This is a genomic window from Sphingobium sp. CFD-1 (genome assembly GCF_024611115.1).
Taxonomy (GTDB): Bacteria; Pseudomonadota; Alphaproteobacteria; order Sphingomonadales; family Sphingomonadaceae; genus Sphingobium; species Sphingobium baderi_A.
This window is the reverse complement of sequence record NZ_CP084400.1, coordinates 18,129-41,198: the sequence shown is the minus strand read 5'-3', so window position 1 is coordinate 41,198 and position 23,070 is coordinate 18,129. Positions and strand designations below refer to the sequence as shown.

The 23,070-nt window shown below is 64.8% G+C and carries 19 protein-coding genes; 15 read left to right on the top strand and 4 right to left on the bottom strand.

Going from position 1 to position 23,070, the window contains the following annotated elements; genetic code table 11:
* Positions 1-267 precede the first annotated feature (267 nt).
* Together LDB26_RS20365 and LDB26_RS20360 are read right to left on the bottom strand one after the other, a co-directional pair.
* Positions 268-1,146 (bottom strand): AAA family ATPase, encoded by an 879-nt coding sequence (locus tag LDB26_RS20365; RefSeq protein WP_009824028.1) that lies wholly within the window; start codon positions 1,144-1,146, stop codon positions 268-270.
* Positions 1,073-2,473, bottom strand: coding sequence for a Mu transposase C-terminal domain-containing protein (locus tag LDB26_RS20360; protein ID WP_257542275.1), 1,401 nt, complete (start codon positions 2,471-2,473; stop codon positions 1,073-1,075). The genes LDB26_RS20365 and LDB26_RS20360 overlap by 74 nt, the downstream gene beginning before the upstream one ends.
* A gap of 191 nt (positions 2,474-2,664) precedes the next feature.
* Between LDB26_RS20360 and LDB26_RS20355 the strand changes: the two genes are divergently transcribed.
* Both LDB26_RS20355 and LDB26_RS20350 read left to right on the top strand, forming a co-directional pair.
* On the top strand, positions 2,665-3,237 hold the full coding sequence (locus LDB26_RS20355) for a recombinase family protein (protein ID WP_009824027.1): 573 nt from the start codon (positions 2,665-2,667) through the stop codon (positions 3,235-3,237).
* Positions 3,238-3,526: 289 nt separating this feature from the next.
* Positions 3,527-4,729 (top strand): aspartyl protease family protein, encoded by a 1,203-nt coding sequence (locus LDB26_RS20350; protein ID WP_013039112.1) that lies wholly within the window; start codon positions 3,527-3,529, stop codon positions 4,727-4,729.
* Here LDB26_RS20350 and LDB26_RS20345 read toward each other — a convergent pair.
* Positions 4,723-5,142, bottom strand: a complete 420-nt coding sequence (locus tag LDB26_RS20345; RefSeq protein ID WP_007406847.1) for a helix-turn-helix domain-containing protein — start codon at positions 5,140-5,142, stop codon at positions 4,723-4,725. The genes LDB26_RS20350 and LDB26_RS20345 overlap by 7 nt on opposite strands.
* A 75-nt stretch (positions 5,143-5,217) precedes the next feature.
* Here LDB26_RS20345 and LDB26_RS20340 point away from each other — a divergent pair, with 75 nt between their 5' ends.
* From LDB26_RS20340 to LDB26_RS20280, 13 genes are all read left to right on the top strand, one after another.
* Positions 5,218-5,844, top strand: a complete 627-nt coding sequence (locus LDB26_RS20340) for a cation transporter (RefSeq protein WP_257542277.1) — start codon at positions 5,218-5,220, stop codon at positions 5,842-5,844.
* On the top strand, positions 5,844-7,811 hold the full coding sequence (locus LDB26_RS20335; RefSeq protein WP_004212871.1) for a cytochrome c/FTR1 family iron permease: 1,968 nt from the start codon (positions 5,844-5,846) through the stop codon (positions 7,809-7,811). The genes LDB26_RS20340 and LDB26_RS20335 overlap by 1 nt, the downstream gene beginning before the upstream one ends.
* A gap of 73 nt (positions 7,812-7,884) precedes the next feature.
* Complete coding sequence (locus tag LDB26_RS20330; RefSeq protein ID WP_007406840.1) at positions 7,885-8,181, top strand: hypothetical protein; 297 nt, start codon at positions 7,885-7,887, stop codon at positions 8,179-8,181.
* Between the two features lie 60 nt (positions 8,182-8,241).
* Complete coding sequence (locus tag LDB26_RS20325; RefSeq protein WP_013039111.1) at positions 8,242-9,519, top strand: TolC family protein; 1,278 nt, start codon at positions 8,242-8,244, stop codon at positions 9,517-9,519.
* Positions 9,519-10,697, top strand: a complete 1,179-nt coding sequence (locus LDB26_RS20320) for an efflux RND transporter periplasmic adaptor subunit (protein ID WP_004212877.1) — start codon at positions 9,519-9,521, stop codon at positions 10,695-10,697. The genes LDB26_RS20325 and LDB26_RS20320 overlap by 1 nt, the downstream gene beginning before the upstream one ends.
* Positions 10,698-10,700: 3 nt before the next feature.
* Positions 10,701-13,946, top strand: a complete 3,246-nt coding sequence (locus LDB26_RS20315; protein WP_004212878.1) for an efflux RND transporter permease subunit — start codon at positions 10,701-10,703, stop codon at positions 13,944-13,946.
* Between the two features lie 53 nt (positions 13,947-13,999).
* Positions 14,000-14,488: an SRPBCC domain-containing protein gene (locus LDB26_RS20310; protein WP_257542279.1), complete on the top strand. Its 489-nt coding sequence runs from the start codon at positions 14,000-14,002 to the stop codon at positions 14,486-14,488.
* Positions 14,485-14,862, top strand: a complete 378-nt coding sequence (locus LDB26_RS20305; protein WP_009824022.1) for a hypothetical protein — start codon at positions 14,485-14,487, stop codon at positions 14,860-14,862. The genes LDB26_RS20310 and LDB26_RS20305 overlap by 4 nt, the downstream gene beginning before the upstream one ends.
* Before the next feature lie 47 nt (positions 14,863-14,909).
* Positions 14,910-15,323, top strand: a complete 414-nt coding sequence (locus LDB26_RS20300; protein ID WP_004212881.1) for a hypothetical protein — start codon at positions 14,910-14,912, stop codon at positions 15,321-15,323.
* Positions 15,324-15,326: 3 nt separating this feature from the next.
* Positions 15,327-16,013, top strand: coding sequence for a ZIP family metal transporter (locus LDB26_RS20295; RefSeq protein ID WP_004212882.1), 687 nt, complete (start codon positions 15,327-15,329; stop codon positions 16,011-16,013).
* Positions 16,010-16,618: a cation transporter gene (locus tag LDB26_RS20290; RefSeq protein ID WP_004212885.1), complete on the top strand. Its 609-nt coding sequence runs from the start codon at positions 16,010-16,012 to the stop codon at positions 16,616-16,618. The genes LDB26_RS20295 and LDB26_RS20290 overlap by 4 nt, the downstream gene beginning before the upstream one ends.
* Positions 16,615-19,116, top strand: coding sequence for a heavy metal translocating P-type ATPase (locus tag LDB26_RS20285; protein WP_004212886.1), 2,502 nt, complete (start codon positions 16,615-16,617; stop codon positions 19,114-19,116). The genes LDB26_RS20290 and LDB26_RS20285 overlap by 4 nt, the downstream gene beginning before the upstream one ends.
* On the top strand, positions 19,113-19,862 hold the full coding sequence (locus tag LDB26_RS20280; protein WP_004212890.1) for an HAD-IIB family hydrolase: 750 nt from the start codon (positions 19,113-19,115) through the stop codon (positions 19,860-19,862). Before LDB26_RS20285 ends, LDB26_RS20280 begins: the two co-directional genes overlap by 4 nt.
* A gap of 196 nt (positions 19,863-20,058) precedes the next feature.
* On the opposite strand, the gene LDB26_RS20275 is transcribed toward LDB26_RS20280, so the two are convergent.
* Positions 20,059-22,950, bottom strand: coding sequence for a Tn3 family transposase (locus LDB26_RS20275; RefSeq protein WP_013849879.1), 2,892 nt, complete (start codon positions 22,948-22,950; stop codon positions 20,059-20,061).
* Between the last annotated feature and the right edge of the window lie 120 nt (positions 22,951-23,070).

Here is a 23,070-nt window from a genome sequence, read left to right as displayed (position 1 = left end):
ACGGCGGCAGGTAGATCGAGGGATTTGCGCAGCGGCAAGAACCGGAGAAGGGAGGCTGAGCCCCCGGGGTCTTGAGCTACAACGTTAAGCCTAAGAAACGGGCAGGGGCCTGGTAGCGCGTAGTGTATGAGCGAAGCCACCATCGCTCAAACTCATCAGCACAGTCCAATTTCGAAGAGGAAACAAGAAAGTGGTTCCGGAAACGGTATGGATCTTATCCTGTGTAAACGCTCGCGCTAAATGGCGGCGTTCTGATCGCGCTATTTGTCAGTTGCCGGGTCCGATGACGAGGCAATCGCGCGCGGCCTGAACGATGTCAGCGGTGACCTCCTCGACGCGGTTGAGGGTCATGATCCGCCGCATCTGCGCGAACAGGCGCTCCATGAGCCGGAAGTTGCCGCGCGTGATGCGGATCACGGCTGCCTGCGCTTCGATCGCGTCGAGTTGGGCCGGGTCGAAGCTGATCCCGAAATCGCCGGCGTGGGTCGCGAGCAGCAGCCGCATTTCGGTCTCGGTAAGCGGTTTGAACTCGTGGACGAAGCCGATCCGCGAGTAGAGCTGGGCATAGCGGGCGAGGCGCTTCTCCAAGCCCGGCATACCCATCAGGATCAGCCCGAAGCCGTGGCGATCGGCCATGTCGCGGAGATGTTCGAGCGACTTTATGGTCAGGCGGTCGGCCTCGTCGACGATGACGAGGGGGCAGGCGATGCGGGCGGCGTCATGGGTGATTTCGTCCTGCGAGCCGCCCGCGACCGTCAGCCGGGCATAGCCCAGCTTAATGAGGTTGAGGCCCAACACCGCGTCGATCGTCTTGGGCGTGTTGCTGACCGACACGGTGTAGAAGACGGCGCGGCAGCGAGCGACCTTTTCGCCAAGGAGCGCGGCAATGGGACGGAGCGCGGCATATTCCCCCAGGTCGGGGAAGCTGGAAAACTCGCGCGCCGATCGCGTCTTTCCGACGCCCGGCCGGCCATGACACACGCCGATATAGCGGTAGTGCGCGCAGGCTTCGGCAAACTCGACGAACCGGGCATGTTCGCGGGTCGCCAGGAACGGCTGCTCGACCAGGAACTCAATCGTCAGCGGCGTAGAGCCGGAGCCCTCGGTAGGTGGTGGGCCGGGAAGCCGTATCCTCTTGGTCGCCATCGAAGGTCTCCGTGGGGGCAGGCACCTGCTTGTCGCGCTCCTTCGCGCCGCGCCGGGCGCGCTGGATCGCGCGCAACGACGGGTGCCCAGCGTGCTCGGAGCTGAGCGCACGGCAGACGAACCGGCCCTGGTGGTAGACGTGGATCTCGGTCAGGTCGCGGGGGTCATAGACCGCCTCGACCTGCTCGCCGACGAAGGCCGCGAGCGTGGGTTCGACATAGCGCCTGCCCATCAGACGGATGCCGTCGCGCAGCACTTTACGGGGCTTGGGCACGTGCACGAGCAGCATGTCGAGCTGTTCAAGGCTGTCGGGCATTGCGGGCAGGAACCCGCCCTTCTGCCAGCGCGTGATCGGCGGTTCGCCGGTGTTGCCATGCGGGCGACGATGATAGACGCCGCACACGAACGCCTCGAAGCGGGCGCGCAGCTCGTCGAGCGTGAGCACTGGCGCCGACAGCGGCTTGCCCGCGATCAGGTGGCCGGGCAGGTCGGGCAGGAACATGTCGTTGATGGTGCGGAACAGCCGCTCGATCTTGCCGCGCCCGCGAGGACGCCCCGGCAGCGAATGGATGAGGCGGATTTTGAGGGCGATGCACGCCTGCTCGATATGCTCGGAGATGAAATCCGAGCCGTTGTCGACGTAAAGCTGTTCGGGAATGCCGCTGACGATCCATTCGGGATTGGGCTTGCGCCAGATCGCCTGCCGCAAGGCGAGCGCCGTGTTGAGGGCACTGGGGGCATCGAGGCTGAGGAAGTAACCGGCGATGGCTCGGCTGTGATCGTCAACGATGACGGTCAGCCAAGGACGCACCGGGGTTCCGGCATCATCGAGCACGAGAATGTCGAGAACGGTATGATCGGCCTGCCACATCTCGTTCGAGGTCGCGGCTTCGCGCCGATGCACTAGCTCGTGCTGGTCGCGGTAGACGGCCGGATCGGAGGCTGCGGCGATCTGGCTTGCCGGTATCGCCCTGACGACACGCGCGACGGCCGCATAGCTGGGGGTTCGGTGTCCATGCGCGATGGCGAGTTCCTGCACCTTTCGGTGAATGGCGGCGACCGGGGGTCGCGGGCGCTTGGTGGCGAGAGTGCGGGTCAGTTCGACCAGATGTTCCGGCAGGTGCAGCCTGCCCCGATCGTTGCGCGGCAGACGCGCGAGACCGGCAAGTCCTTCGGCACGGTAGCGCCCGAGCCAGCGCTGCAACGTCCGCTCGCTCAGCGTGCCGGTGCGGGCGAGGTCCGCGAGCGGGATGCCATCGGCGAGGTGCGGTTCAAGGACGCGGTAGCGCTCGATCGCCAGCGGCGGGACAAGCGCCGGATGCGTCACCGCCGACGGTCCGTGTCGCAGGTAAGGAAAACGGAGATTTGCCTGCCCATCGCCATGCGAGTCCGCTCGCGTTGCCAAACCGGCCTGTTCGACGTAAATCTACCCGGTAAAGAAAACTAGGGCAACATAGACCTGCCGATGACGACTTTCTTCCCAAACCGCGCCCGATCGGGGCGCCACCGGCCCTACGCATGAAAATCGGTTACGCCCGCGTATCGACCGCCGAGCAGAACCTGGACCTCCAGCGTGATGCGCTGAAGGCTGCCGGCTGCGAGAAGGTCATCACCGACAAGGCCTCCGGGGCGACTGCCGCTCGCCCTGGATTGGAAAAGGTGAAGGAGCTGCTTCGCGCCGGCGACACACTGGTGGTCTGGCGCCTCGACAGGCTCGGCCGCTCGCTCCGTGATCTGATCGGATGGATGACCTACCTCGACGAGGAAAAGGTCGGGCTGCTGAGCCTGCACGAGGCGATCGACACGACCACCACGTCGGGCAAGCTTACCTTCCACCTGTTCGGGGCATTGGCGGAGTTCGAGCGCAACCTGATCCGCGAGCGGACCCAGGCCGGTCTCACCGCAGCCCGCGCTCGCGGCAAGAAGGGTGGCCGGCCGGCCGCACTCGGCAAGGACAAGCGCGACCTGCCCGTCAGGCTCTACCACGAGAACACGATGCCGATCGCCAAGATTTGCTCGATGCTCGGCATCTCCAAGCCAAAACTCTACGCCTATGTGCGATCGGCCGAGACCAAGCCGGTAGCCGCGTAGCGACGCTCGCCGACAAATAGCGCGATCAGAATGCCGCCACTTAGCGCGAGCGTTTACACCGTTCGCGGTCCCGATCGGCCCAGCGTCCCCCGGAACCGTTCGTTATCGGGAAGGCATCTAAGCGGTCTGCACCATCCTTCATCTAAAGTTCTCCAAGCGCTTCTGAGGATTTTCGGGCGCACCAAAAGCACTTGCTCCTCCAGTGGCTGGAGCATGTAACCGCAATTTGCTCTCCTGCGGACGGGGGGCTGGAGGTGGCTTTTTGACGGCCCGTGTTGAAGCAATCGGTATGTCTCGACGCTCATTAGTGGCGCGGCTGGTGGCCTGTGGAACCGGCTTGGTGCTCGGTTCTCCAACGCTCGCGCGACAGACTTCCCGGTCTGCGGGCTCGTGGAACTTCGGTGCGGCTCACCTCGAATGGGAGCCGCTGGAAGTCGGCACGGGTGATACCCTCCTTGTTTCGGCACAAGTGCGCGGAGTGCCGGTGCGGGCGGTGCTCGACAGTGGCAGCGGCGCGTCGATCATGAGCACGGCGCTCGCGGCGAAGCTCGGCTTGAACGATGGTGAGCGGCGCATGATTAGCGGGCTGAGCGCCAAGGCCCCGGTGCTGCTGGTCCGCGACATCGACGTACAGCTCGCCCGCGAAACCCGTCGCTTACCCTTTGCCGTCGTTGGTGATCTGAGTTCAGTGTCGGCGGCCTTCGGACGACCGATCGATATCCTCCTCGGTGCCGATATGTTCACGGGTAGCTGCATCGCGCTCGATTTCGCGAAAAGGCGTATGGCGGTCGTCAAGTCAGGCACGTTTCTCGCCGGTCCCGACTGGCGCGCTGTCGCGCTCGGGCGCGGTGCCAAGCAGGAGCTGTTCATTCGAGCTTCCGTCTCGGGTTTGCCTCCCGTGCCCTTGATGATCGATCTTGGCAGCTCGGCCGCGCTGATGCTCTCGTCGGCCTATGCCCGCGATCAAGGGCTGTTGAACGGGAAGCTCGTCTCGACCGCGGCGATCGGCGGCGTCGATGGTGTGCGTATCAACGATGCTTTCACGATCCAGAACATCAACATCGAAGGGCTTGGCGTCTCGAACGTCCCCACACTCGGGATGAGAGCTTGGCTCTCCACCAGCACGGTTGGCAATGTCGGCCTACCGCTGATCGCTCAATTCGACGTGGTGTTCGACGTGACCGCCGGATTCGTGTGGCTCCGGCCACTCGGTCCTCGTCGTCGCCTGCCGATGCTGAAGGACCGTAGCGGCCTTGGCCTCGCAGCCTCACCAACGGCGCTCACCGTTGTTCATGTGGCGGCGAACAGTCCCGCGGAAAAGGCTGGCTGGGCGGTCGGCGACCGGATCGTGGCGGTGAACGGCCATTCGATCGATGCGAACTATACGCGTGGGGAGCTCTGGCAAGTGCGCTCCCGGCCTGCTGGCACCCTCGTAAAGCTGACGATGGCCTCGGGTGATGTGCGCGAGCTCAGGCTGGCCGATTATTATTGATCGGCTTGAGGGTGGCCTTTGCCGATCGCCTTCATGATCCGACAATCGGCCATGCGCGCCTTGGTGCAGCTCTGGCTGAGCATTGCCAACTCATCCCGCAACACCGCGAGTTGCGCCAGTCTCTCCTCCACATCCTTGAGGTGCTGAGCAGCGATAGCTGAGGCGGCACCACAATCCTGGTCCGGGTTCTGCGCCAGCCCCATCAACGAACGGATCTCGTCGACGGAGAAGCCAAGCCGGCGACCGTTGCGGATGAAGTGCAAACGCTCAATGTCACTGGCATCGTAGGTTCTGCGACCCGACGCCGTGCGAGGGGCGGATCGGAGCAACCCGATCGACTCATAAAAGCGGATCGTCGTCACCTTCGTCGAGGTCTCGCTGGCGAGCTGCCCAATCATCACCGGCTTCATCATGCCATCCTTGCTTATGCGAACGTGTCGCACATTTCGCTTGCTTCTACAGCGACTGGAGGTGGTAAGGAAGGCCGCATGAATGCTTCTACCGAAAGCTGCGGGTGCCACGGGGAGCCCGCGCGCGCGCAAACCGATCCGGCCTATCGCCGTGCGCTGCTGACCGTCGTGGTGCTCAACCTCGGCTTCGGAGTCGCCGAGCTGTTCGGCGGGTTCATCGCCGATAGCCAAGCGCTGAAAGCGGATTCCCTCGATTTTCTCGGGGACGGGTCGATCAGCCTTATCGGTCTTCTCGCGCTTGCCTGGTCCGCACGGGCGAGGGCAAAGGTCGCGCTGACGCAGGGGTTGTTTCTCGGTGCGCTTGGCGTGGGCGTAATCGGTTTCGCGATTTGGCGCGCCCTGAACGCAACCGCGCCCGATGCCGAACTGATGGGCACAATCGGCGTTGTCGCGCTCGCGATCAATGTCGTGTCCGCCTTGGTGCTTGCGCGTTTCCGGGAAGGGGACGCCAATGTTCGCGCGATCTGGCTGTTCAGCCGCAACGACGCGCTCGCCAACGTGGCGGTGATCGCCGCGGCCGGTCTGGTGGCGTGGACAGGAAGCGCCTGGTCGGACCTCGCCGTCGCCGGCCTCATCGCCCTCCTGTTCCTCCACTCCGCTTATGAAATCGTCACTGGCGCTCGGCGCGAATTGGGAGAGCGGTAGTGCGTCTGCTCGCGTTGATCCGGGCAATGCTCTCGTTGCGGCTGCTCTCCGCGCTCGCGGCGCTGCTGATCCCTGCTGCGGCAATCGCCGAACCCGGCGACGTGCAAACCGCATGGCGGCTGCTCGACTATATGGCCGTCGATTATGGCGGCGCGGTCGCCAACGGTCGGATCAAGAGCACGTCGGAATATGCCGAGATGACGGAGTTCGCCGCGTCGGTCTCGACACGGCTTCAGGGCCTGCCGGCGAAGCCGGAGCGTCAAGCCCTCATCCAGCGGGCTGCCAACCTCCAGGCGGTGATCGCGGAAAAGGGACCGACTGAACAGGTGGCAACATTGGCGCACGGGCTCGCGGCCGATCTGTTGCGCGCCTACCCGGTGCCGCTCGCGCCCGATAAGGCTCCGAACCTCGTCTCCAGCGATGCACTGTTCCGACAATCCTGCGCGTCCTGCCACGGGATGACGGGCAACGGCCGTGGCCCTGACGCCGCCAAGCTCGCTACGCCCCCGATTGCTTTCACCGATGCCGAGCGCGCGCGCCAGCGCAGCGTGTTCGCGCTCTATCAGGTGGTGACGCAAGGCATCGACGGGACCGCGATGCAGAGCTTCGCCGATCTGCCCAACGATCAGCGCTGGGCGTTAGCATTCCGAGCCGGGAGCTTCGCCTTCACGGATGCGCAGGCGCGCGAAGGCGAGCGGCTTTGGAAATCCGACCCGACCCTTCGCCGGCGCATTCCGGACCTGAAAACCCTGGTCGCGCTCACCCCGGCCGCGCTCGGCGCGGCGATCGGCGACGCCAAGGCTGACCCAGTGCTCGCGTTCCTGCGTCGTCATCCCGAACAGGTGATACAACAGGCTCCCGGCTCGCTCGCGGTCGCCCGCGCCAAACTCGCCGAAAGCGTGGCGGCTGCGCGGCGCGGCGATGCGCGCATGGCGAAAGAGCTGGCGCTGTCGGCCTATCTCGATGGGTTCGAGCCGATCGAGCCAACACTCACCGCGCGCGACGCGACGCTGATGGGTCGAATCGAGGGCGCGATGGGGGAGTTCCGCGCCTCGATCGACCGGGGCGCGTCGCCCGATGATCTCGCGGAGAAGGTCGCAGTACTGGGCGGCCTTTTCGACGATGCGGAAGCGGCGCTCGCGCCTGATGCCGCCACCGAAGCGTCCACGTTCCTGGGCGCGTTCACGATCCTGCTGCGTGAAGGGCTCGAAGCCCTGCTCATCGTTGTCGCCATGATCGCGTTCCTGCGTAAAGCCGAGCGCGGCGAGGCGCTGCGGTACGTGCATGGCGGCTGGGTCAGCGCGATCATCGCGGGCGGGATCACCTGGGCGGTCGCCACCTATGCGATCGGGATCAGCGGTGCGAGCCGGGAGCTGACGGAAGGGTTTGGCTCGCTGTTCGCCGCGGTCGTGCTGCTCTCGGTCGGGATTTGGATGCACGGCAAGGCGCAGGCCGATCAGTGGCAGCGCTATATTCGCGAGAAGATGTCGCGGGCGCTCTCGGGCGGGTCGGGCTGGTTCCTGTTCGGGCTGGCGTTCGTCGTAGTTTATCGCGAGGTCTTCGAGACGATCCTGTTCTATGCCGCGCTTTCGGCGCAAGGTGACAACGGGATGCTTCTCGCGGGGGCCGGGTCGGCGATTGGACTGCTCAGCCTGATCGCTTGGGCCATGCTTCGCTACAGTCGCAAGCTGCCGATCGCGCAGTTCTTCCGCTATAGCTCCTGGCTCATGGCGGTCCTGACCGTCGTGCTGGCGGGTAAAGGCGTCGCCGCGCTCCAGGAAGCCGGCCTTATCAACATCGCACCGCTCGCGGACGTGCCACGGCTGTCGATGCTCGGCGTGTTTCCCACTTGGCAATCGGTGCTGGCGCAACTCCTGATGGCGGTCGCCATTGCGGTCGGGTTCGCCTGGAACGGGCGCGACCGATCCCGCTCGGGTTCCGGCTCAGTGACCCTTGGTTCGAATTAGTGCAATGACATGAAAACCCTTCCGTGATAGAGGCAAGCTAGTGCGAGCCTTTTTGCCTTTCCTGACATGCCTGATGCTGGTCCTGACCAGCTTCTCCGGCATGGCCCATGCCGCCGATCTGGCGGGGGGAAGCATCGCGGGCGTTGAGTTCACGGTCCATACCGCCGGTGACATCGATCAGGTGCCATCGGACTCGGACAAGAATGTCCCGCATCATCACAATTATTGTCACGGACACGACGTCGGCGCGCCTGCGCGCACGACGATGGAATATACCCCCGTCCTCACAGTGCCCAAGCCGACAATCTCCGCCTCTGCGTCGCTCGACGGCCGCACCGGCATGGTCCATTTGAGGCCCCCCCAAGCCTGACGTCCGATTTGGGCGTGCGTTGGCGCGCCCCTGTCGATCATCGTCAGGAGTCCTATTTTCATGAATCGTATCCTCGCGGCCATGCTGGCCGCAGCGTCTTGCGCCACGATGGCGCAGGCGCAGGTCGGACCGTCCGCGCCTGTTGCGCAGGATGCGCCGGTCTACACGCTTGACCAAGCGGTCAGTGCAGCGGGCGGTTCGGCCCCTGCTGCGGAAGCGGCGACAGCTGGAATCGACGCGGCCCGTGCAGGTCGCACAGTCGCCGGCTTGCGGCCCAATCCGGTGGTTCAAGGCCAAGTCGAGAATGTCATCGGCTCCGGGCCGTATCGGGGGGTCCGCAGCGCGGAAACCACGGTCGGCTTTGCGATCCCGATCGAGCTAGGCGGCAAGCGCGGCGCCCGCGTCGCGGTCGCCAATGCGCAATTGTCCCGGGCCGAGATCCAGGCCGCGATCATCGCGGCGGATGTCCGGCTTCAGGTAACGCAGCTCTATGTCGAAGCGGTCGCGGCCGATCGCCGGGTAATGACAGCCCGCGATCAGGCCCGGATCGCCAGCGATGCGCTGCGGGCCGCGAGCGTTCGCGTGCAGGCAGGGCGGGCATCGCCACTCGAGCAACAGCGCGCGGATGTCGCGCGTATCAATGCCGACGCCAATGTGGAGCGGCAGCTTCGCTTGGCCGAGGCGGCCCGCGCCAATCTGGCGCGTCGGATCGGACGGCCGATCGACGGCCTGCTCGATGACACGCTGCTCGATCGCCTTCCCGATGTGAACGTCTATGGGCCGTTGGCACCGGTCAACACGACCGGCACACTCGCGCTGGCGGCAGCCAACGCGGATTTCTCCATTGCCGAAGCCGGCGTGCGGCTCGCGCGCGCCAATCGCGTGCCTGACCTGAACGTCGGGCCGTCGATCCGCCGCCTGGAAGCGACCAACGACATGGCGGCGGTGTTCAGCGTGTCGATCCCGATCCCGGTGTTCAACAATGGTCGCGCCGCGATTGCGCAGGCGACCGCGCAGCGGACCCAGGCGGATGCGCAGCGCCGCGTGACCGCGCTCGACATCGAACAGGCGATCACGGACGCGCAGGCGCAGGCGGCCAATGCCGCAACGACGGCTCGTGCGGCGTCGGGGCCGGCGCTGGCGGCTGCACAGGAGGCCGCCCGCATCGCGCGGATCGGCTATCGCGAGGGCAAGTTCGGCCAGCTCGAATTGCTCGATGCTGAACGCACGCTCGCCGAAACGCGGGTCGCCGCGATCGACGCGCTTGCCAATTACCAGAATGCCCGCGCGCAAGTGGAGCGACTGACCGCTCGTGCGCCCAATGGGGGGAATCAGTGATGAAGAGCTTTTATCTCGCGGGCGCGGCGTCGCTCGCCCTGCTCTTGGCTGCCTGCGGCGGCAAGGATGGCGGAAACGAGGCAACTGCCGAAGGCGCAGCTGCCAATGAGACGGCAGCGGGCACGGAAAAGGGCGGTGCTGAAGGCGGTCATGCCGGTGAAGGCGTCGTCACATTGGGTGCCGACCAGATCGCCACAGCGGGCGTCCAGGTCGGACGGCCGATCATCGGCGGGGCCGGGACGATCGAGCTGCCCGCGATCATCGAGGGCGACCCACAGGGAACGCAGGTCGTCTCGGCCGCAATTGCGGGACGCGTGGTCGCGCTCACCCGTAACCTCGGCCAATCGGTCGGACGCGGCCAGACCATTGCGGTCATCGAAAGCCGCGAGGCGGCGCAGATCAAGGGCGAGGTCGAGGCGGCGCGGGCGCGGCTTCAGCTCGCTAATTCGAACCTCGCGCGCGAACAGCGGCTGTTCGCGCAGAGAGTCTCCCCTGAACAGGATCTGATCGCCGCCCGCACAGCGGCGACGGAGGCGCGGATCGCCCTGACGCAGGCGCAGAGCATGGTTTCGGCGGCGGGTGTCGGCGGCGGCGGGCTCAACCGGCTCGGCATTGCCGCGCCGATCTCGGGCCAGATCATTGCGCGCCCCGTGACGCTGGGACAAACGGTCGCGGCGGATGCCGAACTCTATCGCATCGCCAACCTGAGCCAGGTGTCGATCGCGCTTAATCTCAAGCCCGAGGATGCGGGCCGGGTGCGTCCCGGCAATACGGTGCTGGTGAAGGCGGCAGGCCGTCAGGCGACCGCCCGCGTGACCTTCGTGTCGCCGGCGCTTGATCCGCAGACGCGGCTCGTGCCTGCGCTCGCCACCCTCGACAATCGCGGTGGCGAATGGCGGGTCGGCGAGCCTGTGACGGCAGCCGTGCAGCTCACGGGCAGCGGCGGGAGCGGGGCGGTCCGCGTGCCGACGACGGCGGTCCAGAGTTTCGAGGGCAAGTCGGTCGTGTTCGTGCGCACGCCCACCGGCTTCAAGGCGACCCCGGTCCAGCTCGGCGATGCGTCGGGCGACACGGTGATCGTCCGGTCGGGCCTGACCGGCAACGAACAGATCGCCACCACCGGAAGTTTCACGCTCAAGGCCGAGATCGGCAAGGGCGAAGCGAGCCACGAGGATTAAGCCATGATCGCCCGTATCGTAACCTGGGCGGTCGAGAAGCGCTGGCTAGTCCTGCTCCTCACCGTCATCGTCGCCGCCATCGGCGCCTTTTCCCTCTACCGGCTACCGATCGACGCGGTGCCGGACATCACCAACAATCAGGTCCAGATCAACGTCCGCGCGCCTGCCCTCTCGCCCGAGCTGGTCGAGAAGCAGGTGTCGTTTCCAATCGAAACCGCGCTCGCCGGCACCCCCGGCCTGGAATATACGCGCTCGTTGAGCCGCAACGGCTTCGCGCAGATCACGGCGGTCTTTTCGGACGCGACGGACATCTATTTCGCCCGCCAGCAGGTGGGCGAGCGTCTGCGGGGCGTGCAAGAGAATCTGCCCGACGGCGTGAACCCTGAAATGGGTCCGATCGCGACAGGCCTGGGCGAGGTGTACATGTACACCGTTCGTCTCGATCATCGCGAGGACGACAAGCACAAGCCCGGTGAACCGGGCCAACAGCCCGATGGCAGCTACATCACGCCAGAGGGCGAGCGACTGACGACCGAAGAGGACAAGGCGACCTACCTGCGCACCGCGCAGGACTGGATCGTGACGCCGCTTCTGAAGACCACACCGGGCCTCGCCGGTGTCGACTCGATTGGCGGTTACGCCAAGCAGTTCCTCGTCGTGCCCGACGTGCAGAAGCTGGCCTCGCTCGGCATCACGCTGACGGACCTGGGAAATGCGCTGGAGCGCAATAACACCAGCGTCGGCGGTGGCTTCGTCAATCGCAATGGCGAAGGTCTGGCTGTTCGCTCGGATGCGCTCGTTCGCAATGCCAGCGAGTTGGCCAGGACCGTGATCGCGACACGTAACGGCGTGCCGATCACGGTCGAACAAGTTGCGACTGTGAAGACGGGTCAGGCGATCCGCATGGGTTCGGCATCGGAGAACGGTACCGAAGTCGTCGTCGGCACGGCGATCATGCGGATCGGCGAGAACAGCCGCATCGTGTCGACCGCGGTCGCTGAGAAACTGAAGACGATCAACGCTTCGCTGCCTCCTGACGTCGTAATTCAGCCGGTGCTGAACCGCACCGAGCTGGTCAATTCGACGATCAAGACGGTCGCGAAAAACCTGTCCGAAGGCGCGGTGCTGGTCATCGTCGTGCTCTTCCTGCTGCTCGGCAACTTCCGTGCGGCCCTGATCGCGGCGTTGGTCATCCCGATCACCATGATGCTGACAGGCTTTGGTATGCTGCGCGCTGGGGTCTCGGCCAATCTGATGAGCCTTGGGGCTTTGGACTTCGGTCTGATCGTCGACGGCGCCGTCATCATTGTCGAAAACGCGCTGCGCCGGCTTGCCGAGCAACAGCATCATGAAGGCCGATTGCTCAGCGTCAAGGAACGGCTCGCGACCGTGGCAGCCGCTGCGCGTGAGATGATCCGTCCCTCTGTGTACGGGCAGGCAATCATCATCCTCGTCTACGTACCGCTGCTCACGCTGACCGGCGTGGAGGGTAAAACGTTCGGACCGATGGCGCTGACCGTCATCATCGCGCTCGCCTTCGCCTTCATCCTCTCTCTCACCTTCGTGCCGGCGATGATTGCGATCTGGCTGTCGAAGAAGGTCGAGGAGAAGGACGGCCGCATCATCACGTGGCTGAAGAAGCGCTACGAACCCGGTCTCGACCGGGCCATGAAGCGCCCGACGCTGACGATCGGTGCGGGTGTGGGAAGCCTTGTGGTGGCGGCGCTTGCTTTCACTACGCTCGGCTCGGTGTTCCTGCCGCAGCTCGACGAAGGCGATTTGCTGATCCAGTCGCTCCGCATTCCGGCAACGTCGGTCCAGCAGAGCCAGGCGATGCAGGTGCCGATCGAGCGGATGATGTCGAAGCAGCCGGAGGTGCAATTCGTCTATTCCAAGACGGGCACCGCCGAGCTGGCGGCCGACCCGATGCCGCCGAACGCGACCGACATGTTCGTCATCCTGAAGCCGCGCAAGGATTGGCCGGATCCTGAGCTTCCCAAGGAGGAGCTGGTCAGCCGGATCGAGGGTAATCTCGCGAAGATTCCGGGAAATGCCTACGAGATCACCCAGCCCATCCAGATGCGCTTCAACGAGCTGATCGCCGGCGTGCGCGGCGACATCGCGGTGAAGGTGTTCGGGGACGACTTCAACCAGATGAACCGGACGGCCGAGCAAATCGCGGCGGTGCTGCGCAGAACGCAAGGCGCAGCGGACGTGAAGGTGGAGCAGACGACCGGTCTTCCCATGCTCGACATTCGCGTCAACCGCGACGCGATGGCGCGGTTGGGCGTTACGGCTCAGGATGTGCAGGACACCGTGACTGCGACGATCGGCGGGCGAACATCGGGCCAGATCTTCGAGGGCGACCGTCGCTTCCCCGTGGTGATCCGCCTGTCGGAGGCGCAGCGTGCCGACATCGGCCTGCTCCAACAGGTGCAGGTGCCGGTGGCAGGCGGCGGCTATGTACCGCTGTCCAGCGTCGCCGAGATCAAGGTGGTCGATGGTCCGAACCAGATCAGCCGCGAGAACGGCAAGCGGCGCGTGGTGGTGCAAGCCAACGTGCGTGGCCGCGACGTCGGATCCGTCGTGGCGGATGCGCAGGCGGCGATCGGCAGCCAACTCCGGCTGCCTGCCGGCACCTATCTCGAATGGGGCGGCCAGTTCGAGAACCTCCAATCGGCAAGCGAACGGCTGAAGCTGGTCATTCCGGCTTGCTTCATTTTGATCCTGCTGCTCCTCTACGGGGCGTTGGGATCGGTCCGCGACGCCGCGATCGTGTTCACCGGCGTGCCTTTCGCGCTGGTGGGCGGCGTCCTGTTGCTGTTCCTGCGGGGCATGGACTTCTCGATCTCGGCGGCAGTGGGCTTCATCGCCCTCTCGGGCATCGCGGTCCTCAACGGCCTCGTCATGGTCAGCTCGATCCAAGATCTGATCCGATCAGGGATGAGCCGCGAGGAAGCCGCGCATGTTGGCGCGATGCAGCGTCTGCGACCCGTCATCATGACCGCGCTAGTCGCCAGCCTCGGCTTCGTGCCGATGGCGCTGGGCGAAGGCGCCGGCGCAGAGGTTCAAAAGCCTTTGGCGACGGTCGTCATCGGCGGTCTGATCTCGGCGACGCTTCTTACGCTGTTCGTGCTGCCGACACTCTATGCCCGGTTCGGGCAGAAAGTGATCGAGAAACCCGAGCACTACAATGAGGAGCATGAAGGGGACGACCACGGTCAGACCTTCGTGAACAACTTGGCCTGATGGATGGGCGGGGCGATCCGCGATCGCCCCGCCCATCTCTGGGAGATGGGGATATGCCTCGCACCATAACCAGCTCGATGCTTCACGGCGGGCCACTGCGCATCTGGTCGGCACTCACCGATCCGGATCATCGCCGGGCGTGGAGTCCGCTCGTATTTCTCGATGATCCGTCCCGGCTCGGCGACACAGAATGCACCTTTGCGATCCAGGGCATCACCCGGCCAATTCGGACGCCAGCACGGATTGATCGATTCGATAAACCGCACGCCTTCGCTTGGTCCTGCGGCATCCCCTATCTGTTCACGCTCGACGAGCGGTACGAGCTGGCGGGGGACGATGGCGGCACCAGGCTAACGCATAGCTGCACGCTGCGCGGGGCGCTCTCCCTGCCGTTCGCGGCGATGATGTTGCGCCGCCTGCGATCCCTGATGGTCGAATCTGACGATCGCCTCGCAACCTATCTCCGCTGGCGGGTAGGTCAGCCTGCCCGGGCTATCAATCGTCAGCGCGTCCCCTTCCGCTGCAGGAGGAAGGCGCGATGATGATGCACTGTAAGCGGGTGCTGCCCGCCGTCATCCTCGTTGTCGGGCTCGCGGCGTGCTCGGAAAGAAAGCCGCCAGCCCCGCCAACGGAGCAGCAGATCCATTCGTCCGACAGCGCCGTGGCGACCGGGGAAATGGGGCGGCATAGATATCGCTGTTCCGACGGGGAACCGCTGTTCGTCGATTACAAGGACAACGGCCTGCAGATCGATTTGCGGCGCTCCAACGGGGGACCGCCGATGATGCTGACCGCGCCAGCGCAGGGCCTGCAATATGTCGGCGAAACAGCCACCGCGACCTTCAAGGGGTCGCAGCTCACCATCGTGGAAGGCGATGGCCGTACCCGGATCTGCGAGCAGGAAGGCACGCGATGAACTGCCCTGCCTTCGAACGCCACAGGGCGCTTCGTCGGAAGAGACCGATGTCTGACACGTCGATTTCAAATGTGACAACCTTGTGCGGCCTGAATCGGGCCGGTCTGGCGATCGCGCGCCTCGGCGTCGTTCTCGTCTCCGGGGCGGTTATAGGGGCGTGTAATCCAGCGCCGACCCAGCCTACCGAGCCGGCGCATGAAAAGCATCTGACGTCGAAACTAATCGCGCAGCGCATCATGTACTGCGACGACGGCACACGCGCCGATGTCGACTTCATCGATGACGGCTTGAAAATGGCCGTCACCTGGCTGCCGAAGGGCAGGACCGAGATCCTGCGCGCGCAGCGAACCGGTGACGAGTTTCGCGGCGACCATTCGCGGGCTGTCGTGGCGGGCGGATCGATCGCGTTCACGCGACGCGGGAAGATCCGCGTCTGCCACCGAACCCCGGAGGAGTCCTAGGAAATGCAGGCACTGCTCTATACGCTTGCGCCTGTGCTGGCGGTCGTGCTCGGCGCGATTGTCGCGAGCCGCACCAAGTTGAAACCTGGCCTCGTGGCGGGCCTACAGCATCTCGCTGCCGGCGTCGTGTTCGCGGCGGCAGCGACCGAAATCCTGCCGCAGGTCAAGCATGAGGCATCGCCCAGCGCGACGTTGATCGGCGGGGCGGCGGGCGTCGCGACCATGCTGGGGCTCAAGGCTCTTGAGGCCCGCTTCAAGGGGCCGATGGCGCTACTCGCCGCGATCGGCATCGACATTCTGGTCGACGGCCTGGTGCTCGGCCTCGCTTTCGTGGCGGGCGAGAAGGCAGGTCTCCTGCTGACGATCGCGCTCACTCTGGAAGTGTTATTTCTGGGACTGACGCTGACCGACGAGCTGGCGGAAACCTATCGCTCGCGCTTGCGCATCATCGTGATCGTCTCGGCATTGGCCCTGCTGCTGCCGATCGGCGCGCTCGCTGCCGTGCCGGTCGCCGCGCTGTCGCCGGTGATGATCGCCGGCTTCCTCAGCTTCGGGCTGATGGCGCTGCTCTACCTCGTCACGGAGGAGTTGCTGGTCGAGGCGCACGAGAAACCCGACACCCCGCTCATCAGCTCGATGTTTTTCGTCGGCTTCCTGGCCCTGCTGACACTTGAGGAGATGATGGGATGATCCCGGGCAACGACAACAATGGCGGGCAGGAGCGCCGCACACTGTGGATCGTCCTGCTGCTGAACGCGGCGATCGCTGCGGGCTTCTTCGTTTCCGGCTTCTTCGCGGACTCGAGCGCGCTGATCGCCAACGGCGTCGACAACCTGTCCGATACGGCTGTGTATGCGCTGAGCCTTGTGGCGCTCACCCGGGGCCAGACATGGAAGACACGCGCCGCGGTCGCTTCGGGCGTCATGCTGCTGATCTTCGCGGGCGGCATCTTGATCGATGTCGGACGGCGCTACGTGCAGGGCAGCGAGCCCATCGGACCTACCATGATGGTCATGTCCGCGATCGCCGGCGTCGTGAATTACCTCTGCCTGCGGCTGCTCCAGCGCCTCAAGGATCCGGACGTCAATCTCCGGGCCGCAACCACCTTCAGCTTCAACGACTTCATTTCCAACGGCGGCATCCTGATCGCCGGCGTGCTGGTGCTGTGGTTGGGTACCAATTGGCCGGACCTGCTGGTCGGCTTCGCCACCGCCATCATCGCCATCAAGGGCGGTGTCGAAATCCTGCGCGACGCGCGCGCCGAAACCAAGAAAAGCGAAAGGAGGTCGTCATGAACGACAAGCTCGAACTCGACATTCCAGTGTTGTTGCCGGACCTTCCTGACGCGGCCGATGCCTGCCTGGACCGTCTCGTATCAACCCTGTCAAAGCGCGAAGGTGTCGAGCGGGCGCATGTGATCTGTCTCGACGGCAACACGCCAGCGGCGCTGTGCATCCATTTCGATGCCGCCAAGCTGCCGCTGCCACGGTTGCGCGAAATGGTGCGCGCCGCAGGTGCCGAAATCACCGAGCGCTACGGCCATGCGATCTGGCAGGTGACGGGGATCAACCACGAACGTCGGGCGCGCACGGTCAGCGATGCGCTGTGCGCCTTGCCCGGCGTGGTCCAGGCAAGCGCCAGCACCAGCGGGTCTGTCCGGGTCGAATATGATCGCCGCGAAACCACCGAAGAGGAGGTGCGCGCTGCGCTTCGCAAGCTGAAGGTGAGGGTGGGCAAGCGGGTCGCTGCCGATGAACATGCCGGCCACGACCACGGCCCCGGGGGCCACGGCGCGGGCGAAGAGAAGCACGGCCCCGGCGATGGCCACGACCATAGCCACGCCGAATTTCTCGGCCCCAATACCGAGCTGATCTTCGCGCTCGCCTGTGGCGCGCTGCTGGGGATCGGCTACGCGATCGAGAGGCTGGTCGCTGGCGCGCCCGAATGGCTGCCGACCGCCTGCTATATCGCAGCCTATTTCTTCGGCGGATTCTTCACGCTGCGCGAGGCGATCGACAACCTCCGGATGAAGAAGTTCGAGATCGACACGCTGATGTTGGTCGCTGCGGCCGGCGCCGCTGCGCTGGGCGCATGGGCCGAAGGTGCGCTGCTGCTGTTCCTGTTCAGCCTCGGCCATGCGCTTGAGCATTATGCAATGGGCCGCGCCAAGAAGGCGATCGAGGCGCTGGCGAAGCTCGCGCCCGAAACCGCGACCGTGCGACGCGGCGGGCAGACCAGCGAAATCCCGGTCGAGCAGATGGTCGTCGGGGACATTGCCATCGTCCGCCCGAACGAGCGCCTGCCTGCCGACGGCTTCGTCATCAAGGGCACCAGCGCGATCAACCAGGCCCCGGTCACGGGTGAAAGCATCCCGGTCGACAAGGTGCCGGTCGCAGATGCCGCAGCGGCACGCGCCAAGCCCGATGCAGTCGACGCGGAAAGCCGGGTTTTTGCTGGTACGATCAACGGCGGCGGCGCGATCGAGATCGAGGTGACACGCCGTTCCAATGAAAGCGCGCTTGCCAAGGTCGTGAAGATGGTGAGCGAAGCGGAGACGCAGAAGTCGCCGACGCAGCGCTTCACCGACCGGTTCGAACGGATCTTCGTGCCCGCCGTCCTGGTCCTGTCAGTGCTCCTGCTGTTCGCATGGGTGGTCGTCGACGAGCCGTTCCGCGACAGCTTCTATCGCGCGATGGCGGTGCTGGTGGCGGCAAGCCCGTGCGCGCTCGCGATCGCAACGCCGAGCGCGGTCCTGTCGGGCGTTGCCCGTGCAGCGCGGGGCGGCGTGCTCGTGAAGGGCGGTGCACCGCTCGAAAACCTCGGGTCGCTCAAAGCGATCGCTTTCGACAAGACGGGCACGCTGACCGAAGGTCGTCCGCGCATCACTGATGTCGTGCCCGTCGATGGCGCCGATGAAGGCGAGTTGCTGGCGCTGGCTGTCGCCGTCGAAGCGTTGAGCGACCATCCCCTGGCCCAAGCGATCGTCAAGGACGGCCGCGAACGTCTGAACGATCGTGCCGTGCCGACTGCCGGCGACCTCAAGAGCCTGACCGGTCGGGGCGTCACCGCGAGCGTGGATGGCGAGACGGTGTGGATCGGCAAGGCCGAGATGTTCGGAAGTGAGGGCATTCCGGCGCTGGGGCAGGGCGCGCAGGACGCAATCGCGAAGCTGCGCGAGAACGGCCGCACGACAATGGTGGTCCGCAAGGGGGACCGCGACCTGGGCGCGATCGGCCTGATGGACACGCCTCGCGAAGCTGCCAAGACCGCGTTGCGTCGGCTGCACGAGATGGGCGTGTCGCGGATGATAATGATCTCCGGCGATCACCAGAAAGTCGCCGAAGCGATCGCCGACGAAGTCGGGATCGACGAAGCGTGGGGCGACCTCATGCCCGAAGACAAGGTTGCCGCGATCAAGAAGCTCGCCGGCGAAGACAAGGTCGCGATGGTGGGCGACGGCGTGAACGATGCGCCGGCGATGGCAAGCGCCACGGTCGGCATCGCGATGGGCGCGGCGGGGTCGGACGTTGCGCTGGAGACAGCCGACGTGGCGCTGATGGCCGACGATCTGGCGCACCTGCCATTCGCAGTCGGTCTTAGCCGCCATACCCGTGGAATCATCCGGCAGAACGTCTTCGTCAGCCTGGGTGTCGTCGCCTTCCTGGTGCCTGCTACCATCCTCGGCCTCGGCATTGGGCCAGCGGTGGCGGTTCATGAGGGATCGACGCTGCTCGTCGTCATCAATGCGCTCAGGCTGCTCGCCTACCGCGATCCGGCAGGGAAGGCGGCATGAAGTGGCTGATCGCCTTCGACCTCGACGGCACGCTTGCCGAGAGCAAGCGGCCGTTATCGGAGGATATGGCCGCAATCCTCGCCCGATTGCTCGCCATCACGGATGTGGCGGTGATCTCGGGCGGGGACTGGCCGCAGTTCGAAAAGCAGATCGCCTCGCGCCTTCCTGCCGGCGTCGCGCTCGACCGTCTCTGGTTGATGCCGACCACAGGCACGAAACTCTATCGGTTCATCAATGGCGCTTGGCGCGCGGTCTATGCCGAACTGTTCGACGACGCGGAGAAGGCGAAGATCCGCACGGCCTTCGATCAGGCGCTGACCGATGCCGGTCTCGCCGACGAACGTATCTGGGGCGAACGGATCGAGGACCGGGGCAGCCAGATCACCTTTTCGGGCCTGGGGCAGGCAGCGCCGCTGAAGGAAAAGGAAGCGTGGGATCCTGACCGAAAGAAGAGGACCGCGTTGCAGGCCACGTTGCGCGCGAAGCTGCCGGAGCTCTCGATCAATCTCGGTGGCACGACATCGATCGACGTGACCAGAGCAGGGATCGACAAGGGCTATGGCCTGAAGCGCCTGAGTGCCGAGAGCGGTGTCCCGCTCGACGGGATGCTGTTCATTGGGGATGCGATATTCCCCGGTGGGAATGACTATCCCGCTGCTGAAATCGGCCTCGACACAGTGAGGGTGCGCGACGTCGCGGAAACCACCGCCGTCGTGACCGCCATCATCGCGTGTCTGCACCGATAGGATCAAGATACATGGTCGGCTCCATCGCGGAATGCCGCATTGTCAAAGCTCTGGCTTCTGTCGCTTAGGGCAGCGCTTCCTAAAACGAAAAGAAGGCAATGTGCGCGTCTCCGCGAACAAAGCCTCCAGCGATCAATCTAAGAGATTCCGCCGCGCTTCTCAATCGTAGGGGGCGTTTGCGGGAGGGGGCGGAATCCTACGCTAAGGATTTGGGCCAGCGATATTCCCCGGTTAGATTGATGTGTTCCCATCCCAACGGCGAGACGTGGGCGAGTAGATCAGGCGCGATATGGGTACCGCTGGCGGCCCGGGTATTGACGACCTCGCCGAGCTTCATGGTGTTCCAGAATATGATGATGGCGGCGAGCAGGTTCATTCCGGCGATGCGATAGTGCTGGCCTTCGCCGGATCGATCCCGGATTTCACCTCGGCGGTGGAAGCTGATGGCGCGCTTTAGGGCGTGGTGGGCCTCACCCTTGTTGAGGCCGATCTGAGCCTGGCGCTGGAGGCCGGCATCAAGAATCCAGTCGATCATGAACAGGGTTCGCTCGATGCGGCCCACCTCTCGCAATGCGAGGGCCAGCTCATTCTGGCGCGGGTAAGAGGCGAGCTTGCGAAGAATCTGGCTGGGGGCGACGATCCCCGCTGCGATCGTCGCCATGATGCGCAGGATGTCGGGCCAGTTGCGCTCGATGAGCGGTTCATTGATCTTACCTCCGACCAGCGCTCGCACATTGGCCGGCGTCGCGTTGGGCGTGAAGGCATAGAGTCTTTTCTGAGGGAGATCGCGGATACGGGGGGCGAACCGGTAGCCGAGCAAGGCGCAGGCGGCGAACACATGATCGGTGAAGCCGCCCGTGTCGGCAAAATGCTGGCGAACGCGGCGGCCCGCGTCATTCATGAGCAGCCCGTCCAGGATATAGGGAGCCTCGCTGACCGTTGCCGGGATCACCTGGGTTGCGAACGGCGCATATTGATCGGACACATGGCTGTATCCCTTGAGGCCCGGGACGTTGCCATATTTCGCGTTGATCAGATTCATCGCCTCGCCCTGCTCGGTAGCAAGGAAGAACTGCCCGTCGCTGGATGCCGATTGCCCTTGTCCCCAGAAGGCGGCCATGGGCAGGGCGGCGTGGGCCTCCACGATCATGGCGAGCGCCCGATCATAGGCGCTGCCTTCGACATGCCAGCGCGCGATCCGCAGCAATTCCCAGAAGCTGTGCGTGTTGGTCGCCGCCGCCATCTTGCGCAAACCGAGATTGACGCCTTCCGCCAGCAACACGTTCATCAGGCCGATCCGGTCGCTGCAGGGCGCGCCGGTGCGCAGATGCGTGAACGCCTCGGAAAATCCGGTTCGCTCATCGACTTCCAGCAACAGATCGGTGATCCTCGCGGGCGGGAGCTGTTGATAGAGATCGAGCACGAGATCCTCGGCCCCTTCGGGCGTGTCGGCCCTCAGCTTGTCGATGTGCAGCTTGCCGTTCTCGATGATGCCGCCTGGGATCGTGCCGGTTCGCGCCGCGCGGCCAAACTCCTTCAGCCGTGTATCCAGTCGAGCCCTGCGCTCGGCCAGCCATTCGCCGGGTCGCAGCGGCACGGCGAGCCGCGCGGTCTGCTCTATCGCCTGTGGCGGGACCAGAAGCTGCTTGAGGTCGCCATAGCGGCGCGATCCCGCCAACCATATGTCACCGGACCGGAAGGCGTCGCGGATGTGGAACAGCACCGCGATTTCCCAAAGCCGGTGGTCGCCGCTGGGCTCAGCGCAAAGATGACGATGCCATTTCGAGTTGGGACGTAGAAAATCCACCGGCGGATCGACCTTGATCCCGTTACGCAGCATCGCAACGGCCGCCAGAAGAGGCGTGGCGATCGGCGCCGCCTGCATGTCGAGCAGGCGCAGCATCCTGGGCGCGTAGAGGCGGAAACGGTGATAGCCGTCCAGCACACGGCTGAGCGGGTCGGCCGCGAGCACGTTGGTCAGCGCGGAGGCCGTGGCGACAAGGGTTCTGAACCGTTCCCAGCCAGGCCCGGTGGCGATTATCCCGTCCAGGGCCGTGCCATCGTCCTGCGCTCCAAGCAAAGCACCACCGATTTCGGCAAAGGACTTCAGCGTGTCCCGAACGGCCGCCTTTTCGTCGGCGATCCTGGTGTTGCAAAGGCGTTCGGAGGCCCGATAGAGACGGCCTACGATGCGATCGTGGGTCTCCACGATGACATCGGCCAGCGATGACCGCCATTCCAGGGTGCAGACAGCGAGGATCGCAAGCCGCCTGTCTTCGGGCAGATCACGCATGCCGTCGGCGTAATAGCGCTCGCCCTGCCGGCGAAGCCGGGTCACACGATGCGCCGGCACGCCGTCCAGCAAATCCGCCGGAAGATCGAACCTTTGAAGATATTCCAGTCGATCCATCAGCCGGTTAGCGGCTGCTGAATTTGCGCCAACCTCGAACTGTCGCAGCCATACGAAGCGCGTGACGCGACCATCCACCGTATCCTCCAACAGGTGAGCCAAATTCTCGCTCAGGGTTGGCGTGATGCGATGGGCGATAAGATCCTCGATCCGGCGCTCGGCCTCAACCAGCGCATCGGCGCAAAGGCGCTCGATCGTCGAGGAGCCGGGAAGGATCGTGCGGGTGCGGCGACACTCCGCAACGAAGCGACGGGCAAGATCCTCATTCGATGTCGCCGCCTCGGCTTCCCGAGCGATCCATTCGCGCAAATCCCGTGCGCCCCGCCCCGAAAAGGAGCGATAGCCGTAGATTCGGCGAAGGTCCGCCAGATGCTCGTGCCGGGTCTCCTCGCGCGCGGCATAGAGGAGTAGATCGTCGCTGGTCAGGCCGAGCTGGGCCGCGATGAAATCCGATACCTGCGCCGGGATCAACTCGCCAGGAGCGAGCACCCGGCCCGGGTAGCGCAGGACGCACAGTTGCAGCGCGAAGCCAAAACGATTGTGGGCGCGCCGGCGCTGGCGGATATGCCCGAGATCCTCATCGCTGAGGGTATAGTGCCGCAGCAGCTCACCTTGATCGACCGGCAAGTGAAGCAGCGCCTCGCGCTGTCGATCGGTCAGGGTCACGCGACGCGGCATACATGCTCCTTATTCTTTCCGAGCTACGGTTTGAGATAGCTTGATTGAGATGCTGGTTAAGATACACAATAGCCCAATCTTATGTGCTCATGTTCGTCACCGCCTCAAACCTTCGTTTGT

Excerpts from the sequence above, each read along its gene's own strand:
- LDB26_RS20355 (WP_009824027.1), top strand. The coding sequence starts at position 2,665 with ATGAAAATCGGTTACGCCCGCGTATCGACCGCCGAGCAGAACCTGGAC.
- LDB26_RS20365 (WP_009824028.1), bottom strand. The coding sequence starts at position 1,146 with ATGGCGACCAAGAGGATACGGCTTCCCGGCCCACCACCTACCGAGGGC.
- LDB26_RS20315 (WP_004212878.1), top strand. The coding sequence starts at position 10,701 with ATGATCGCCCGTATCGTAACCTGGGCGGTCGAGAAGCGCTGGCTAGTC.
- LDB26_RS20285 (WP_004212886.1), top strand. The coding sequence starts at position 16,615 with ATGAACGACAAGCTCGAACTCGACATTCCAGTGTTGTTGCCGGACCTT.
- LDB26_RS20345 (WP_007406847.1), bottom strand. The coding sequence starts at position 5,142 with ATGATGAAGCCGGTGATGATTGGGCAGCTCGCCAGCGAGACCTCGACG.
- LDB26_RS20310 (WP_257542279.1), top strand. The coding sequence starts at position 14,000 with ATGCCTCGCACCATAACCAGCTCGATGCTTCACGGCGGGCCACTGCGC.
- LDB26_RS20275 (WP_013849879.1), bottom strand. The coding sequence starts at position 22,950 with ATGCCGCGTCGCGTGACCCTGACCGATCGACAGCGCGAGGCGCTGCTT.
- LDB26_RS20340 (WP_257542277.1), top strand. The coding sequence starts at position 5,218 with ATGAATGCTTCTACCGAAAGCTGCGGGTGCCACGGGGAGCCCGCGCGC.
- LDB26_RS20350 (WP_013039112.1), top strand. The coding sequence starts at position 3,527 with ATGTCTCGACGCTCATTAGTGGCGCGGCTGGTGGCCTGTGGAACCGGC.
- LDB26_RS20295 (WP_004212882.1), top strand. The coding sequence starts at position 15,327 with ATGCAGGCACTGCTCTATACGCTTGCGCCTGTGCTGGCGGTCGTGCTC.
- LDB26_RS20325 (WP_013039111.1), top strand. The coding sequence starts at position 8,242 with ATGAATCGTATCCTCGCGGCCATGCTGGCCGCAGCGTCTTGCGCCACG.
- LDB26_RS20320 (WP_004212877.1), top strand. The coding sequence starts at position 9,519 with ATGAAGAGCTTTTATCTCGCGGGCGCGGCGTCGCTCGCCCTGCTCTTG.
- LDB26_RS20290 (WP_004212885.1), top strand. The coding sequence starts at position 16,010 with ATGATCCCGGGCAACGACAACAATGGCGGGCAGGAGCGCCGCACACTG.
- LDB26_RS20280 (WP_004212890.1), top strand. The coding sequence starts at position 19,113 with ATGAAGTGGCTGATCGCCTTCGACCTCGACGGCACGCTTGCCGAGAGC.
- LDB26_RS20305 (WP_009824022.1), top strand. The coding sequence starts at position 14,485 with ATGATGATGCACTGTAAGCGGGTGCTGCCCGCCGTCATCCTCGTTGTC.
- LDB26_RS20300 (WP_004212881.1), top strand. The coding sequence starts at position 14,910 with ATGTCTGACACGTCGATTTCAAATGTGACAACCTTGTGCGGCCTGAAT.
- LDB26_RS20330 (WP_007406840.1), top strand. The coding sequence starts at position 7,885 with ATGCTGGTCCTGACCAGCTTCTCCGGCATGGCCCATGCCGCCGATCTG.